The sequence below is a fragment of the Chitinophaga sp. W3I9 genome, from assembly GCF_050434025.1.
Taxonomy (GTDB): Bacteria; Bacteroidota; Bacteroidia; order Chitinophagales; family Chitinophagaceae; genus Chitinophaga.
This window is the reverse complement of the sequence record NZ_JBNPWC010000001.1, coordinates 5,501,049-5,519,460: the sequence shown is the minus strand read 5'-3', so window position 1 is coordinate 5,519,460 and position 18,412 is coordinate 5,501,049. Positions and strand designations below refer to the sequence as shown.

Below are 18,412 nucleotides of genomic sequence, written 5' to 3'. Positions count from 1 at the left end.
ATGAATATTAGAAAGGTTTTTCAGGGCGCCGTATTAATTGCCATGATGGCGGGTTTACCTGCTGTTGCTGCTGTGCCCAATACATATTATATAGATGCCCTTACGGGTAAGGATACCAATAGTGGATTGTCGGAACAACAAGCCTGGCGTAGTTTACAGCAGGTGAACAGCCACGTTTTTGAACCGGGAGATCAGATCCGCTTCCGTGCGGGCCGCATTTATGAAGGGCAGCTGAAGCCACAGGGGAGCGGCCACGCGCAACAGCTGATCACCATCGACCAGTACGGAGAAGGATACAAACCACGCATCCAGGGTAATGGCGTAATGCCGGCAACGTTATACCTGTTGAACACAGAAGGCTGGGAAATCCGTAACCTGGATATTTCCAACTACGGCCCGGATGTGAAGGCACATCGCGCGGGCATACTGGTGCAGTTATCCGACTACGGTATTGCTTCCAATATCTATCTCAAAAATGTAGATGTGCATGATGTAAACGGCAGCCTGGTAAAGAAAGACGGCGGCGGGGCAGGCATTATTTTCAGTAACGGCGGCCGGCACACCCGCTCGAAATTCGACAGCATCCTGGTGGCAGATTGTACCATTAAACGTTGTCAGCGCAACGGCATCCTGGTAAACGGCAACTGGTCCAGAACAGACTGGTTTCCCAATGAGCATGTGGTGATCCGCGGTAACCTGATAGAAGGCGTGCCCGGCGATGGAATTGTGCCTACCGGCTGTGACGGTGTGCTGGTGGAGCATAACATCATGCGGGACTGCCCCCGCTTATTGCCTGATACAGAATCGGCTGCCGGCATATGGCCCTGGAGCTGCGATAATGCACTGATTCAATACAATGAAGTAAGCGATCATAAAGCGCCGTGGGATGGACAAGGATTCGACTCCGACTGGAACTGTAATAATACCGTGATACAATATAATTACAGTCATGATAACGACGGTGGCTTTGTACTGGTATGTGACGATGGAAGTGCCAATGCTCCGCAAAGCTGCGGCAATAAAGGAACCATCATCCGTTACAACGTTAGCATGAACGATGGTTTGCGCACCACCGGTAAACACGCGGGCTTCGCGCCGGTTTTTCATATAACCGGCCCCGTAGTAAATACACGTATATACAACAACGTTATTTACCTGCCAGAAAGAGATATTAAAATGGATAGCACATTGGTAGAAATGGGCAACTGGTTTGGGTATGCCGACAGTACCTATTTTGCCAACAATATCTTTTATACCCTCGGCACGGCAGACTACATCATGAATAAAAGCAAACGGAATGTGTACAGCAACAACCTTTATTTTGGCAGGCATCTTAACCGGCCGGCCGATAAAGCCGCGGTTTCAAAAGATCCGCAGTTCCGGGCAGCGCCGTTAACCGGCATGCACGGCATGGAGGCGCTGGAAGCATTTCGTTTGCAACCGGGTTCGCCTGCCCTGCACAAGGGCGCCGCACTGCCGGATAGAACAGTAAAGGATCTATATGGGACCCCATTGTTGTTAACACCTCCCAATATAGGCGTGGATGGAAAATAGGGAAGTATTTTATTATTCACCATAAAAACTCCACTTTATGAAAACAAGTATGAAAATCCTATTGGCGCTTAGCAGCTCCGTGATCCTGTCGTGCGGCAAGCAGGCGTCCGACAAACTTCAGCCGGTTGAAAATGCAGCGCTGGCCAAAACAGAGGCAGCTGCTGCACTCACGTGGGAAACCGTACTGGACAACAGTTCGTTTGCCAGCTACAGTGCCTTTGAAGCGGCCTGGAACTATCTCTATCCCTGGGGATCGGATCATAACGGTACCGCACGTATGTATGGCAGCAGTTCAGATCACAATCACATTTACCTGAATGCAGGAATCCTTACTATTAAGGCCGCCCGCATCAACTGGAACGAAGGTAATAGCAGCAGTGATCCTTATCTGCCCATTCACTACCATAGTGGCGCTGTGCATGCTAAAGCACAGGTGTTGATCAACGACCAGTTCCCCGAATGGGAAGTAAAAGGAGATTTTCAGGCGCCGTCTGTAGCCGGTTCCTGGCCTGCCTTCTGGCTTACCGGTGTTAACAGCTGGCCTCCGGAAAGCGATATCCTGGAGTTTAAGGGGAACGCCACCAACTGGCAGAATACTTTCAGAACCTGGCAGGATGTGTCCAGTATCTTAACCAATGTATCATCTCCCGGCAACTGGCATAACTACCGCGTTTGGATCACGAAGGTGAGCGCTACCGATGTGAATATTCATTATTACATCGACAACGTATGGAAGGGAATGCATGTGGCTAACTTTGTGGGCAAGCCCATGTATATTATCATCAACATGCAGATGGAAGGCTCCAGTGGCAGCAATGGCCCCGCCGGAGATACCTATTATAATGCGAAGAATATTTATGTAGGCCGTAACCGCGCCTGGTAGTAATAAATAGTTTGACTAAAGCCCTTGCAGCATATTGTACTGCAAGGGCTTTTTTTATTAAATTTACGGGAGATGATAACGCTACTGGCATTACTGATCAGCAACTGTTGCGCGGAAAACCGCCTGGACACCGTGCCCCTGCAAAGCAGGGATACCGTGCACCTGTCTTATAGCGTGGCGCCGGCGAACGACTGGAACGCACTCTTTATCCGCCAATCCGGCTGGTTTGGCGGCGATGGCATTTTCAGCATTCCGGTGAATGGGGTAGATACCGCCGGCGCGGCAGACAGTACCCTGCTGCTTTTCAGCGACACCATGACCGGCACCATCCGGGATGGCAAACTTCAGCCGGATGTAACCATGATCCACAATTCCGTGGCGATGCTGAAAGGTAATGAGCCGCTGGAGAAAAATATCCGCTTCTATTCGGATGCAACGATGTTTGAACCCCGCACACTTGCCGCGGTTAAAGGCGACTATTACTGGCTGGGCGACGGTTTTGTTAATCATGAAAAAGGAAACAGCACTTACATAGTAGCTTACCGTATCCGCAATATTGGCAGCGAAGTTTTCGGTTTTGCTGAAACAGGCAATGCCCTTATTGTGTTGCCGCCCGGTAGCCGGCCTCCTTTTGCCAACCACCGCCAACTGGATACGCCGTTGTTTCAGCCATTGGATAGCAGTCAGCATATCACTTTTGGCGTCGGCATCTTCGTGAATACCCGCCGGGCAGGCGCGCCCAACCCGGATGGCTACGTGTACGTTTATGGCGTAAAGGGATTACAGAAAGAAGTGCTCGTAGCCCGTGTGTTGCCAGCGGATATCGAGGATTTCGGAAGATGGCGCTACTGGAACGGGCAGCAATGGACGGCGAACATTCAACAGGCGGCTGCGGTAACCGCACATGCCTCCAATGAACTGAGTGTAACGCCGTTGAAGGATGGCCGTTATGCCCTCATCTTCCAGGTGGACGGTATAAGTCCTGTAGTGGGGCTGCGGCTGGGTCTCAGTCCTGCCGGGCCTTTCGGACCGGTCATCAAAATATGGGAATGCCCGGAAACAAAGGAAAACAAGCATTTCCTTGTATATAACGCCAAGGCGCACCCCAACTTATCAAAGCCGGGTGAACTGCTCATCAGCTACAATGTCAATGCGTTCAATTTCCTTCATGAGCTGGCCGCCCAGCCACAGTTGTACCGCCCGCGGTTTATCCGTCTTACCTTCAAATAACCACTGGTCACTATCTTGCTTGATAAAAAGCGGTTATTTTTATACATTGGCGCGTCAGCTTTCTTTAGCTGCTTAACAACAGATATCTAATCAGCGCTTATGAAGAGATTATTATTCGGATGTGCAGCCATCCTCATGGCCGCCACTGCCTATGCCCAGGAAAATGCCCTATGGCTCAGGAACCCTTCTATCTCTCCCGACGGCAACACCATTGCCTTTGGCTATAAAGGAGATATTTACCGGGTAGATACCAAAGGGGGAGTGGCCGTTCCACTCACCATTCATGAAGCCCACGACATGCTCCCGGTATGGAGCCACGATGGCAAATACATTGCGTTTGCGAGCGATCGTTATGGCAACTTCGACGTGTTTGTGATGCCCGCCGCAGGCGGCACACCGGTACGTGTTACCAGCAACAGCGCCGGCGATTTTCCGTACGACTTCACCACCGACAACAAACAGGTACTTTTCGGGAGCGCACGCAACGCGCCTGCCGCCAGCGTAAGATTTCCGTACCGCCTGTTCCGGAACATGTATACCGTTCCGGTAACCGGTGGCCGCGCCACACTGCTCAGCGCCGCAGGAGCCGATGTAGCGCATTACAACAAAGCAGGCGATAAAGTCATCTTCCAGGACCGGAAAGGATATGAAGATCCGATGCGTAAACACCACGTATCTTCTGTTACCCGCGATATCTGGGTAATGAATATTGCAAAAGGCAGTTATGAAAAGGTATCGGAGTATGTTGGGGAAGACAGGGAACCTGTATTCGGCAATGGCAACGATATTTATTATCTCAGCGAAAAAGGCGGTATCTCACAAAACCTCTTCAAAGGTTCTCTCACAGATAAAGCCAGCATGCAGCAGCTCACCACGTTTACCAAACACCCGGTGCGTAACCTGTCCAAAGCAGATAACAATACCCTTTGCTTCACCTATAACGGTGAAATATATACGCTGAAAGAAGGCGAACAACCGCGTAAGCTGGAAGTAAGCATCTTTAATGATGGACGGGCTGGTATTGTGAAAAATGTACCCGTGAGCGGCAACACCACCGAGTTCGCCATGAGCCCCGACGGTAAGGAAATGGCATTTATAGCCAGGGGAGAAGTGTTTGTTACCAGCGTGGAAGGCAATCTTACCAAACGTATTACCAACACGCCCCAACAGGAAAGAATGGTGCAGTGGTCGCCCGACGGCAAAAGCATCATCTATGCAGCAGAACGCAACGGCAACTGGGACATCTTTCAAACTACCAAAGTGCGCAAAGAAGAACCTTACTTTTTTGCTGCCACCCTGCTGAAGGAAGAACCGGTGATCGCCACCTCAGCAGAAGAATTCCAGCCGCTGTTCTCTCCGGATGGAAAAGAAATTGCTTATATAGAAAACCGCAATGTCCTGAAGGTATTCAACATCGCCTCCGGTAAAAGTCGCACCTTATTGCCCGCAGGCCGCAACCATTCCTACTCGGATGGCGACTGGAGCTTTGAATGGAGCCCCGATGGCAAATGGATAGCTGCAGATGACCAGCAGGGTTATTTCACCACGAAAAATGCCACGCTTATTCCCGCCGATGGTAAAGGAGCATTCGTTTACCCCGTGAACAGCGGTTTTGGCGAAGGCGGTACCAAATGGGGCGCCGGTGGAAAAATGCTCACCTGGGCCAGCAGCCGCGAAGGACGTAAATCACTTGCCAAACAAGGCAGCCGCGAAGTAGATATCTTCGCCGTATTCTTCGACCAGGAAGCTTATGATAACTATAAGCTGTCGAAAGACGAATTTAATCTCCTGAAAGAAAAAGAAGCCACCGGCGGCAAAGCAGCCAAAGACTCCACGCTGAAGGCCAAAGATTCGGCCGACGCGAAAAAGGGATTTCATCCCGATTTCAATAACCTTGAAAACAGGAAGGTAAAACTTACTATCAACAGCGCCTCCATCAGCGACTACGTGCTGAGCAAAGATGCCAGCAAACTATATTACATGGCCTCTTTTGAGAAGGGGTACGACCTGTGGGTAACAGAGCCGAGAACCGGTGAAACAAAGATCCTCGCCAAGTTAGCCGGTACACCCGGCAGCATCGAGTTAAGCAAAGATGGCAACACGCTCTTTGTCGGTAACCGTGGCAGCGTGGTAAAAGTAGACGCCAACAGCGGCAAAATTACGCCGGTGTCTATCAGCACTGAGCTGTCGCTGAACCAGGACGAGGAACGTAAATACATTTTCTGGCATGCATGGAAACAGGTGAAAGAGAAGTTTTATGATCCTACCATTCGTAACATCGACTGGAAAATGTATGGCGATAACTATGCCCGCTTCCTCCCGCATATCAGCAACAATTATGATTTTGAAGAGCTGCTGAGCGAACTGCTCGGAGAACTGAATGGCTCCCACACCGGTGGCCGCTACTCGCCGCAACAAATGAATGGCGACGCCACTGCATCTTTAGGCTTGCTGTATGATGAAACCTCCACAGGCGATGGCCTCAAAGTAGATGACATCATCGCCGGTGGTCCCTTCGACAAAGCCTCCAGCAAACTGAAGAAAGGTAACATCATTGAAAAAATAGACGGCGAAAACATCACAGCTAAAACCGACTGGGCATCGTTACTGAACCGCAAAGCAGGCAACAACGTGTTGGTAAGCATCTACAACCCCGATACCAAAGCCCGTTGGGATGAAACCGTGAAACCAATATCCGCCGGTGAAGAAAGTACGCTCATGTATAAACGCTGGGTGGAAAATACCCGCGAAATGGTGGATAAACTCAGCAACGGAAAAGTAGGCTACGTACACGTACAAGGCATGAACGACGCCAGCTACCGTTCTGTATACGACGAAGTAATGGGTCGCAACCGCGATAAGAAAGCCCTGATTGTAGATACCCGCTTCAACGGCGGCGGATGGCTGCACGACGACCTGTACAACTTCCTCAGCGGTAAAAAATACCTTGAGTTTGCGCCACAGGGTGAAAAGCTTAAAGGCGGTGAACCCTCCGGCCAATGGCAGGAGCCGAGCTGTGTACTCATGAGCGAAGGGAACTACAGCGATGCATTCATCTTCCCATACATCTATAAACAAGGTAACCTCGGTAAACTGATCGGTATGCCGGTACCCGGTACCGGAACCGCCGTTTGGTGGGAAACACAGATCGATCCAACCATGGTATTCGGTATTCCAATGGTTGGCACTATCGGTAAAGAAGGCCGCCCTACGGAAAACCTTCAGCTGGAACCGGACATCAGGGTGCCGCTTCGGTATGAAGAATTCCTGGCGGGTAAGGATACCCAGTTAGAAGCGGCGGTGAAGGAGATGTTACAGGAAATTAAATAAAATGGGTTAATGATAAGGAAAGCCCCTGTAGCGTGTGCTGCGGGGGCTTTTTGTTTATTGAGCGCTTCGTTTGTAACAACTATAGATCATTAAAATTGAACAGGTATGTCCGTATCCGTACATATTACTTATTAAACTATCCGCCACAGAAAGGCAAACCCAAATAGCATCATCTCTGAGTATATCCCTGCTGTCAAGGATTTCTCTGTTGCCTGGGCCGGTCCACAACCGGCCATCCAAGTGCGTAACCATTGAGGATACCGCCAAAACCGTCAATAGATCCGTTAATCATCCCTGTGGTAATAAGTATACGTAGGCGCTTTCCTACGGAATACATCAAAAGAATTCCCAAATGTGGTTTGCTGCATATTCGTTACATCCAGTTGTCTGTGTTGAATAAGTTAATCTGTTTCTTCCAATAACAATTTTCCGATTTCCTCCCGCCTCTTGTTTCTCATCCCCTTATACCTTAGCTTTGGGTTCATAACAATCTCTGAAGATCAACCAATCATTAATTTTTGCAGGCATTTTTATAAGAGATGATGACCGAGTACTCCTACTATGCTGATGATGAGCTGGTTCAGCTGATGGGTAAAGATGATCACAACGCCTTTACAGAAATTTACAACCGTTACTGGAAACGTTTGTATGTACTGGCATACGATCGCCTGCGTTCCCGGGAGCTGGCGGAAGATGTGGTGCAGGACGTGCTTACCGGTCTTTGGCAGCGCAGGACGCAAACTATCATCCGGTCGTTGCCTGCCTACCTGGCTACTGCCAACAGGTACGCTGTATTTACACAATTATCGAAAATGGTCCCGGTTACAGCGGTGGAAGCCCTTCCCGAAGCTGTTCAGGCGGTGACAGACGATACCGCCCAGTTACATTTCCTCCAGCAATCCATGCAGGAACAATTAAAGCAACTACCCGAAAAATGCCGCATTGTATTCGATTATAGCCGCAATATGGGTATGAGCAACCGGGAAATTGCCACGGAACTGAAGATCTCCGAAAAGGCCGTGGAAAAGCATATTACCAAAGCCCTGCAGCGACTGCGCCTCCAATTCCGCAACTACTTTCACGCCCTTTTTTAAGAATGTCTATAATTTTTTTTTTGACGGAGGTAGGGTAGCACCCTTATTTCCGGACATTACTATATAGGACCCTGTAAATTATTATCACGGATGGAAATGAATGAACTGGCCATACTGTCAAAAAAGTACCTTGCCGGCGCGGCCAGTGACGAGGAGAAGGACCGTTTGCTGCGATGGTACAATGCTTATGACGAGCATGCCTTAATAGCCCATTTAGCTGTAGAGGAAACCGAAACAGCCATGGAACAACGGATGCGTAATCGCCTGATGCTGGCAACGGCGCCGGAGCAGCGCGTAGTGCCCATACGCCGCCGTAGCGGCTGGAAGGTGGCAGCGGCAGTCATATTGCTGGTAACGGCAGGCAGCAGCTTCTATGTGTGGCAGTCGGGTAAGAAACAGGTGGTCGCAGATAAACCGGCGATTATTATGCCCGGAGGCGATAAAGCCACGCTCACGCTGGCAGATGGAACGGTGGTAAACCTGGACAGCGCCGGCACGGGAGTACTCACTGTACAAGGGAATAGTAAAGTAGAGAAAACCACGCACGGACAAATCGTATATAAAAACGAGGAAGCCGAGGCATCTGCGGTAACTTATAACGTATTGCGCACGCCCCGCGGCGGACAGTATAAAATCACCCTGCCGGATGGAACGGATGTATGGCTGAACGCTGCCTCCTCTATCAGCTATCCTACGGCGTTTGCGGGAAAGGAGCGGACGGTGACGATCACAGGAGAGGCCTATTTTGAAGTGGCCAGCGATGTGGAACGGCCTTTTACGGTGAAAGTCAATAACATGGAAGTAATGGTGCTGGGCACGCATTTTAATATCAATGCCTATGAAGATGAAAGCACCATCAATACCACCCTGCTGGAAGGGGCGGTGCTGGTAAAAACAAGCAGCGCTATGCGCCACCTGAACCCGGGGCAGCAGGCAAAAGCCACACCCGGCGGCGACGGGATCATAAAAGTGGGCAGGGTAGATGTGAACAGCGCCATCGCCTGGAAGAATGGGTATTTCTCTTTTGAGGAGGCAGATATCCCTACCGTCATGCGTCAGTTGTCCAGGTGGTATAATATAGAAGTAAAATACAGCGATAAAATACCGGGAGAAACATTTACCGGGGAAATAGGGAGAAGTCTTACACAGGAACAATTGTTAAAAGTATTGTCACAGGCAAAAATTAACTTTAAAGTAGAGGAGGGAAGACGGATCATTATTTATCCATAAGCTAAATCAATAACCAACCATAGCTGATACCACCAACGTCAGCGAAACAACCAATGTTGCCAGGCTTGCTAACGTCTGCACAGATAGCTATCCAGTAATATCATGTTATGAATTGATGAGGTCCACCGGACGCGGAGGTCTTATGTTCATCCATAAAAAAAACCTGGTGTCAAGATTGGCGTCCGCACCAGGTTTTGATCAATGGTTAACCCGTTTCAGGAAAGCTTTTCACTGCCTGCAAAGGCGGATGAGAAACATTTTGTCAACCAAAAACCAATCTAAGGTATGAAAATTAATGTTGTTCGCAACCCGCATGGGTTTTCCATGTCATTGGTTCGTTCACTTGATAACGGAAGGTCCCCTCAACCAGGGACCAATTATGTCACCAAAATCTGGCGAGTAATGAGAATGACCGCAGTTTTATTAACGGTACTGGCTTTACACGTTTGTGCCAGTGGAGTTTCACAAACGGTCACGGTGTCCTGCAAGGATATGCCGCTGCAGCAGCTGTTCAGCGTCATCAAACAACAAACCGGGTATGTGTTTTTTTACCGGAGTAAAGATCTGTCAGATGTGAGTCCTGTTTCGGCAGAGATCCGGGAAGTGCCGCTAAAGGCAGCACTGGGAAAACTGCTGAAGGATAAGCCGTTAACCTTCGATATAGAAGGCAACACCATCGTTATTTCCCGGAAGGTAACCCCTCCGGCGAACGACGACGCGCTTCCCCCGGAAGATGTGCGCGGCAAAATAGTGGACACCAAAGGCAATCCCATACCCGGCGTATCGGTGCGGGTAAAAGGCAGCAACGCCGCCGCTATCACTGACCAAACGGGGTTCTTTATCCTGCATAATACAGATGCCCGCGCGGTGCTGCTGATTTCATGCGTTGGCTTTGAATCCAAAACGCTCAGCATGGGTGGTAAATTCACTGTGGAGGTGGAACTGAAAGCAAAAGTGGATGATCTGAACCAATACGTGGTAGTAGGCTACGGCAGCACTAAAAGAAAAGACCTCACCGGCTCGGTGGCCTCGGTAAATGTAGACGAAGTAAAGAATGTTTCCTTCGTGAGTATCGACCAGGCGCTGGCCGGTAAAGCAGCGGGTGTGCAGGTTACACAATCCGACGGCTCCCCCGGCGGCGTAGCCAAGATCCGCATCCGCGGTGGTACCTCCCTGCTCGGCGGCAACGATCCCCTCTACATCATCGATGGCGTACAGGTAACCATCCAGAACAGGTATATCCAGAACCAGGCAGAAGTGGTAAACCCAATTGAAAGAGCCGGCAGCGATGATCCTAATAATACCGTGAGCGGTTCTTTCTCCCGCGGACTGAATAGCCTCGCCGGGTTAAATATCAATGATATTGAAAGCATCGATATTTTGAAAGATGCATCCGCCACGGCTATTTATGGTTCCAAAGCAGCCAACGGCGTGATCATCATCAACACCAAAAAAGGTAAGCTGAACCAGAAACCAGTGCTGGAAGCCAATTACTATGCAGGCGTCAGCACACCTATCAAAGAAAAACTGCTCAACGCAACGGATTATCTCTCGCTGCTAACAGAAGCCGCTGTAAACCTGAATACCGCCCGCGCAGCCGCAGGTCAGGCATCCAGCACCAAGGCAGATAATATTATTAAAAATCCTTCAAGTCTTGGTACGGCTAACACCGACTGGCTCGGCCTCGTACTCCGTAACGCAACCTCGCAGAATGCCGATATCTCTGTACGTGGCGGCGGCTCAGGCTCCCGTTACTATACTTCCCTGGGTTATAACAAACAACAGGGCGTGGTGCTTGGAACAGATTTCTCCCGTATCTCCGGTAAAATTAGTCTGGATAATGAAATCACCAGCCGGTTCCGGATCATCACCAACCTCGATTACGGATTCACAAAAAACAATATCACCAATGGTATTTATCCGGCCGCATTCTTTGCGCCGCCTACCTTGCCAGAACGTAATCCCGACGGCAGCTATTACCGGTTCCTGGGCTCGCAGATAGGCGGGTTGGACTACCAGGGTTATCAAAACCCGATGATCCTCCTCGACGGTATCAACGAAGGAAAAACGTCCTCCCTCCTGGGATCACTTTCCGGCGATTATGATGTGCTGAAAGATCTGAAATTCAGGTCTACTGTTTCTGTTAACTACAACAACTACCACCAGCTGAACTATGTGTCCAGTTCGGCGGTTATCGCTTCCCCCAGCGGGGCAGACGACTCCAATGGCGGCGTCGGCTCGCAGTCGCAAACAGAAGATGTAAACCTCTTCTTCGAAAATACCCTTACCTGGGACAAACAGTTTAATGAAAACAACCGGTTAAATCTCCTTGGCGGTACCTCCTGGCAGAAATACCGCTATAACTCCTTTTCCGCCAGCGGTCAGGGCTTCCCGGATGATAAATACCTGAACAACCTTTCCTCCGCTGCCATTACTTTACCTGCCACCGGTGTTTCCGGGCAGAACTCCCTGCTGAGTTTCTACATGCGCGCTAACTATGCCTGGAGAGAAAGATACCTGTTCACCTTCACCGGCCGGTCAGATGCGTCCTCCAAATTCCCGAAAGATAACCGCGTAGGTTATTTCCCTTCCGGCGGTGTGGCATGGCGTATTTCTGAAGAGCCCTTCATGAAAAAAGTAACCTGGGTAAATGAACTGAAACTGAGAGCCAGCGGCGGTTATACCGGTACACAAAACTTTGGCGATAACCTTTATTATACTTTGTATACGCCCGGTTCTTACGGTGGTGTGAATGCACTCGTTCCTACCCAGCTCGGGAATGAAAAAATTAAATGGGAATCTACCCTGCAGAAGGATCTGGGTCTCGACTTTGAACTGTTCGGCTCCCGCCTGCGCGGTGTGATCGGTTATTATGAAAAAAATACCACGGGCCTGTTAATGGCTACACAACTGGCCCCCAGCTCATCTTATGGGAGTGTGATCTCCAACTTTGCCACTATCAATAACAAAGGACTGGAACTGGACCTGCGCACGGACTTCATCAAAAGCAAACAATTCCAGTGGACAGGCGCGCTTAATATTTCCAGGAACAGAAGTAAAGTAACCGACATCAATGACGATTTCACCAATGCGGGTGAAGTCAGCTCCTATATCCAGGGGAACAGCATCGTACGGAAAGGAGAACCACTCGGTCTCTTCTATGGCTATAAAATGAAAGGTATTATACAAAACCAAAAACAACTGGACGATTACAAGAAAGAATTCACCTTAGCACGGTACATGGCTCCCTACCTCGGCATCGGTGATCCGATGTATGAAATAGGTGACAATGGGTTTTACAAAAGCGATGTGATAGGAAAGTCGCAGCCGGACTTCTTTGGCGGCTTCACCAACACGTTTACCTTTAAAAATTTTAGTCTTATCACCTTACTGACGTTCTCCTACGGCGGAGACCTGCTTTATCTCGCAGATATCCAGAATAAATCTTTCGATAGCTATGCCAACAGGGGAGTATCTATAAAAGATCGCTGGACACCCGAAAATCCAAATAGCAACAGGCCCCGCCTGCTGCTCGGGGAAAATGTGAGCAACACTGCCAGCGACGATGTGTACAATGGTTCCTATATCAAATTAAAATCCATTACGCTTACCTACCAGCTGCCGGCAAGAGTAGCTTCCTCGCTGCATATCAGGGACGCTTCCATGTACGCATCTGCTACCAACCTGTTTACGATCACCAACTACCCTGGCCCCGATCCGGAAGTAAGCAACAATCCTTACAGCCTTATCAACGGCAGCTCGGATGTAAGCACCTTTCCCACTACAAAGCAGTTTAACATCGGTCTTCGTTTTGGATTTTAAAACAACAAAAAAGATTTTATGAAAAGGATCATATATACTTTGCTCGGCACCCTATTAATAGCAGGAACTTCCTGCAAAAAGGAGCTGGGAAAATTACCGGAAAATGCAAAGGTAGATGGTAATACCATCATCGACCAGCGCACTTCTGAAATCGCCCTCAATGGTGTTTACTATCGCTTTGCCAACGTGGATGCCACTAATAATGTAACGGATTGGTTTGAACACGAAGTGCCCCCCGCCGTATTTGCCGGTTATATGGGATATGGTTATGGCGAAGATGGAGCAGAACTCAATGACTACACCAATTCCTTTTTCAGCGGCATATACTGGACTTCTGCCTATCAGTTGGTAAATGCTGCCAACGGCGTTATAAAAGGCGTTTCCCTGCTGGAGGACAAAGCGTTTACCAACAACCGTAAAAAGGAAGTATTGGCAGAAGCACGGTTCCTGCGGGCTTACGGCCATTTTAAAGTGCTCAGCTACTTCGGCCAGTGGTTCGATCTCAGCAGTCCGTATGGCGCATTGCTGCGCGATGAATTTGTAACAGTGGGCGCTACGGCAAAAGCACGCAGCTCGGTGAAAGACAGCTACACCGCTATCCTTGCTGACATTGACGATGCCATTGCCAATGCGCCGGCACAAAATAAAGCGTTCTACGCTACCCGCTGGGCTGCCATGGCGCTGAAAATGAGGGTGCTTATGAGCCACGGCCAGCCGGCCGATTACCCGGTGGTAATAGCCCTGGCAGACAGTATTATCCTCAATAGCCAGTATACGCTGGAGCCGCAGATGAAAGACATCTTTTACACAAAAGGCCTCGCCAGCCCGGAAGTTATACTCGGTGTTAAATCACAGCAAAACCAGGAAAGCTATTACTATGTGCTCAGCCGCCAGTACTGGCCCGGTGCATCTTCCCTGTATGTAGCCAAAACAGCGCTGAAAACATTGCTGGCGAATGATCCCCGCGGCGCCTGGATGATAGGTTCCGCCAATGATTATTCGGATGGCACCTTTTACTTCCTGAAATATATCAAAGAGGGAAATACGCCCACACCTTTAACAGAAACCGCCTATGCCATCCGTTTAACAGAAGTATACCTGCTGAAAGCGGAAGCTATTGTACGTTCCGGCGGCAGCCTCGCTGCGGCCCGCACTATCCTGAAAAACATCATGGGCCATGCGGGTGTAACAGATTTTTCGGCAGTAGATAATGCCGGAAGCGTTAATGAAATGCTCAAACAACTGTACCTGGAAACGGTCCGCAACCTGGTAGGAGAAGACGGACAGGAGTGGATGTCGCTGCTGCGCCTTCCATCTTCGCTGGTACAGGAACTGCGGCCCACCGCAAATGATAAGGTGAAATATATCATGCCCATCCCGCACACCGAATTTCTGAACAACCCGACCATCGGCGAGCAAAACCCGGGCTATCAACAATAATAACTTTTAAATATTCAGTATGAAGATCCACACACCCACTATGTTTGCCATGCTGCTGCTGGCCGCCGCCTGCAGCCAGCCTAAAGCCCCCTCCGCCAGTATCACGGCGGAGCTGCGCGGATTGAAGGACTCCGTTGTTTTCATCTCCATACCGGTAGCCGATTCTGCTAAAACAGACACGGTGCCGGTAAAGGATGGCCGCTTCACCTGGACCGGCAACATCACCGAGCCCCAAAAAATATATATCGGTACCTCCACACGCTACCTGGAATTGTTCGTGGAAAATGCCGCTATACAGGTGAACGGAAATATGGATTCAACGGACCAGATAAAGATCACCGGCTCCGCCACGCAGGACGCTTACGAAGCGTATAAAAAATCGATCTCCGATATCACCAGCCAGGAAGATACCCTTTACTCAAAGTACGATGAAGTAAAAGGTAACGATACCGCCAAAGCGGCTTTGGAAGCGAACCTCGAATCCCTGCGTAATCAGCGGAGGGCCCGCGCCAAAGCCTATATTAAAGCACATCCTGAAAGCGCCGTAAGCCTGAACATGGTGGCAGATATGGCCGTGATGGGAGAATATGCACCGGTAGACAGTATGTTCCGTATACTCACGCCGGCGGCACAACAAACCGCTACCGGCGTACGATTGGCCAAACGCCTCGCTGTGCTGAAAAAGAGTGCGATCGGTGAGCCGATGATAGATTTTACACAGGGAGATGTAGATGGTAAACCCGTTCGCTTATCCGATTTCAAAGGCAAATATGTACTGCTCGATTTCTGGGCCAGCTGGTGCGGTCCTTGCCGCGCTGAAAACCCCAACGTGCTGAAGGCTTACAACACATTCAAAGATAAAAACTTCACCGTGCTCGGCGTATCGCTCGATGATAAAGCCGATAAATGGAAAGAAGCGATTAAACAGGATGGCATGCCCTGGATGCAGGTGTCGGACCTGAAAGGCTTCCGCAATGAAGTAGCGCAGGAATACGGTATCCAGGCGATCCCGTCTTCTTTCCTGATAGATCCGCAAGGCATCATCATCGCCAAAGAATTAAGAGGTACTGCACTGCATACAAAGCTGACTGAAATATTAAAGTAAAAACTACGCAGGTATGAAAAAAATAACCGCATTGCTGGCTGCTGCATTCATTACGGCAGCAGCCTACGCACAGCAAAACACCACCATCACGGCTACCATCAAAGATCTGCCGGCTGGTCAGTGGGTGTACTGGCGCTCACAGGGCAACGATGACCGCCGCGACTCCGTGCAAACCACTGCCGGCGGGTTTACCATCAAAACAAACATCGCCCCCGGGGAAGCAGATTTCTATATTATCCAGATCGGGAAAAAAGTATGGAGACAATAACATGATCTTTTACTACCTCGATAAAGGAAACGTCGCCATAAAAGGAGATGGACCTATGTTTAAGAATGCCACTTTCTCAGGTCCGCAATACATAAAAGATTACAACGAATATACGGCCCTGCTGAAACAGGCGCCCGGGTTGCAAGGACAGGCAGCCCTCTATGAACAGGCGAATAAATTATACGCCGCAAAGGACTCCGCCGGCCTGGCAGCCCTCGAACCTAAAATGAAACGTATGCAGGAAGAACGTGACAGCCTCACCAAACAATGGATCCTGCAACATCCGAAATCCGGTATCAGCGCATCGTTGCTGTCGCACCTGAACGACGTGCCGCTGGATGAAAAAGAAAGTATCTTTAATAAATTGTCTGCCGCTGCGAAAGAAAACGGCCCGGCAAAACGACTGGCGCACAGCATACGTGTAAATAAACTCACCTGCATCGGCAGCATGGCGCCGGACTTCACGCAGAATGACACTTTAGGCAAACCCGTTTCCCTAAAGGATTTCCGCGGTAAGTATGTACTCATCGATTTCTGGGCCAGCTGGTGTCATCCTTGCCGGGAAGAAAATCCGAATGTAGTGGCCGCCTTCCAAAAGTATAGCAGCAAAAACTTCACGGTACTCGGCATATCGCTGGATCAGCCCACCGGCAAAGAGAAGTGGCTTAACGCTATTCACCAGGACAACCTCACCTGGACGCATGTGTCTGACCTGAAATTCTGGAACAACGCCATCGCCCAACAGTATGATATCCGCAGCATTCCGGCTAACCTCCTGGTTGATCCTTCCGGTAAAATTATCGCCAAAGATCTGCATGGGGATGAGCTGGAAAAGAAACTGGCGGAAGTATTATAATCATCTCAAAAAAACAGCAGCATGAAATACAGTCTCATTGCGCTTCCTTTTATTGCCCTGCAATTTGGGGCACAGGCGCAGGAAAAGTTACCATTTACCCTTGCGGGAGATATTAAAGGTCTTCCCAATCGCTACGTGTACCTCGCCTATGCGGAAAGCGGCAAGGAATACCGGACCGACAGCGTATTGTCGAAAAACGGGCAGTTTACCTTCAGCGGTAAACTGGTACAGCCGGTAGAAGGCCGTATCTACGTGGATAAAAAGACTGCCATGTACGGAGAAGGAGACATGGCCTCTTTTTTCATGGAGGCAGCGCCCATGAAATTAAAGTCTTCCACCGGGCGCCTGAAGGACGCGAAACTCACGGGTTCCAAAGCCCAGCTGGACCAGGACCAGCTTGATGCGGCCCGCGCACCTATCATGAAAAAGCTCCAGCCACTGTCTGATGCTTTTAATAAGCTGAATAAAGAATACATTACTGCCATCAAAGCAAAGAAATCCGAAGCTGCGCTGGAGGCCTACAAAACAAAGCTGGACAAAATAAAAGACCAGATGGAGCCCTATTACGAGGAAATGGAGAAAACGGATAAAGCCTTCTTTACTGAGCATCCCAACTCCTACGTATCTGCACAGCTGCTTCGTTTTCGTATAGGCAATATGCCTTTGCAGGAAGGAGAGGCCTTTTATGCAAAGATGTCGCCTGAGATGCAGCAAAGCGCCAGCGGCCTTGAAATCAAACAGGAACTGGACGCCCTGCGCGCCGGCTCTCCGGGCAGTCCTGCTCATGATTTCACCAAAACCGATATCGAAGGCAAAACCATTAGTCTTGCTGATTTCAAAGGCAAATACGTGATGCTCGACTTCTGGGCCAGCTGGTGTGGACCCTGCCGCAAAGGCAATCCGCACCTGAAGGAGCTATACGGTAAATACAGCAGCAAAGGCTTCGAAATCATCGGTGTTTCCGACGACGACTCCAAGCCTGAAGCATGGAAAAAAGCCGTTAACGAAGATGGCATCGGCATCTGGCGGCATGTACTCCGCGGCCTGGATTGGAGCAAGCGGGAAAAGAACCTGCCCAACCCCGAAGATTTGAGCGACTACTACGGCATCCATTCCCTCCCCACCAAAATCCTGATAGACCCCAATGGTGTGATCATTGGCCGCTACGGTGGCGGCGGTGAGGATGACGAGGCGATGAATAAGAAGCTGGCGGAGCTTTTCGGCGCGTAGATACGCGGATTTTGTCTTTCTCGCTGATTACGCTGATTTTACTGATTTGGGGGATTTGATCACTTTGGATTTTAAATGATTCGGGGAGATGTAAGCGGATGTTGTTTTTTTGAAGGAGAAGATGGGGTATTTAAAGATGATGTGAAGAGGAGATAGGTTATGCTTTGTACTGGCTTTGGACATGCCTTGGACTTACTTTGCATCTGCCTTTAATGTGCTTTGAACCTGGCTTTGATGTGGAGGTGACGTGGACTTGATCGGTAATGTATTGTGTATCAATGCGCTATAGCAGGTTTTGAAATATTCTTTAGACGCATCCTTCGGAGAAGTAAACTGGTTATCAATACCTTACAGATATTATAAAGATAAG

The 18,412-nt window shown here is 49.5% G+C and carries 12 protein-coding genes; all 12 read left to right on the top strand.

What is annotated here, in order from left to right; all coding sequences use genetic code 11:
- The 12 genes from QFZ51_RS22270 to QFZ51_RS22215 all read left to right on the top strand — a co-directional run bounded on the left by QFZ51_RS22270 (position 1) and on the right by QFZ51_RS22215 (position 18,042).
- Positions 1-1,554, top strand: a complete 1,554-nt coding sequence (locus tag QFZ51_RS22270) for a right-handed parallel beta-helix repeat-containing protein (RefSeq protein WP_429049028.1) — start codon at positions 1-3, stop codon at positions 1,552-1,554.
- Between the two features lie 37 nt (positions 1,555-1,591).
- Positions 1,592-2,437: a glycoside hydrolase gene (locus QFZ51_RS22265; RefSeq protein ID WP_429049026.1), complete on the top strand. Its 846-nt coding sequence runs from the start codon at positions 1,592-1,594 to the stop codon at positions 2,435-2,437.
- 72 nt (positions 2,438-2,509) lie between these two features.
- On the top strand, positions 2,510-3,667 hold the full coding sequence (locus QFZ51_RS22260; RefSeq protein WP_429049023.1) for a DUF4185 domain-containing protein: 1,158 nt from the start codon (positions 2,510-2,512) through the stop codon (positions 3,665-3,667).
- A 99-nt stretch (positions 3,668-3,766) separates the two neighbouring features.
- Entirely contained in the window at positions 3,767-6,997 is a 3,231-nt protein-coding gene (locus QFZ51_RS22255; RefSeq protein ID WP_429049021.1) for a S41 family peptidase, read from the top strand.
- 539 nt (positions 6,998-7,536) lie between these two features.
- Positions 7,537-8,091: a sigma-70 family RNA polymerase sigma factor gene (locus QFZ51_RS22250; protein ID WP_429049018.1), complete on the top strand. Its 555-nt coding sequence runs from the start codon at positions 7,537-7,539 to the stop codon at positions 8,089-8,091.
- 90 nt (positions 8,092-8,181) lie between these two features.
- A complete protein-coding gene (locus QFZ51_RS22245) occupies positions 8,182-9,321 on the top strand; it encodes a FecR family protein (RefSeq protein ID WP_429049015.1) in 1,140 nt (379 codons plus the stop codon).
- Positions 9,322-9,723: 402 nt separating this feature from the next.
- Entirely contained in the window at positions 9,724-13,143 is a 3,420-nt protein-coding gene (locus QFZ51_RS22240) for a TonB-dependent receptor (RefSeq protein WP_429049012.1), read from the top strand.
- A gap of 18 nt (positions 13,144-13,161) precedes the next feature.
- Complete coding sequence (locus tag QFZ51_RS22235; protein WP_429049010.1) at positions 13,162-14,583, top strand: RagB/SusD family nutrient uptake outer membrane protein; 1,422 nt, start codon at positions 13,162-13,164, stop codon at positions 14,581-14,583.
- 19 nt (positions 14,584-14,602) lie between these two features.
- A complete protein-coding gene (locus QFZ51_RS22230) occupies positions 14,603-15,688 on the top strand; it encodes a redoxin domain-containing protein (protein ID WP_429049007.1) in 1,086 nt (361 codons plus the stop codon).
- Positions 15,689-15,701: 13 nt separating this feature from the next.
- The gene (locus QFZ51_RS22225) at positions 15,702-15,956 is read left to right on the top strand and encodes a hypothetical protein (protein WP_429049004.1); all 255 of its coding nucleotides are present in this window, start codon (positions 15,702-15,704) and stop codon (positions 15,954-15,956) included.
- Between the two features lies 1 nt (position 15,957).
- The gene (locus QFZ51_RS22220) at positions 15,958-16,812 is read left to right on the top strand and encodes a peroxiredoxin family protein (protein ID WP_429049001.1); all 855 of its coding nucleotides are present in this window, start codon (positions 15,958-15,960) and stop codon (positions 16,810-16,812) included.
- Positions 16,813-16,833: 21 nt separating this feature from the next.
- Positions 16,834-18,042, top strand: coding sequence for a redoxin domain-containing protein (locus QFZ51_RS22215; RefSeq protein WP_429048997.1), 1,209 nt, complete (start codon positions 16,834-16,836; stop codon positions 18,040-18,042).
- The last annotated feature ends 370 nt before the right edge of the window (positions 18,043-18,412 follow it).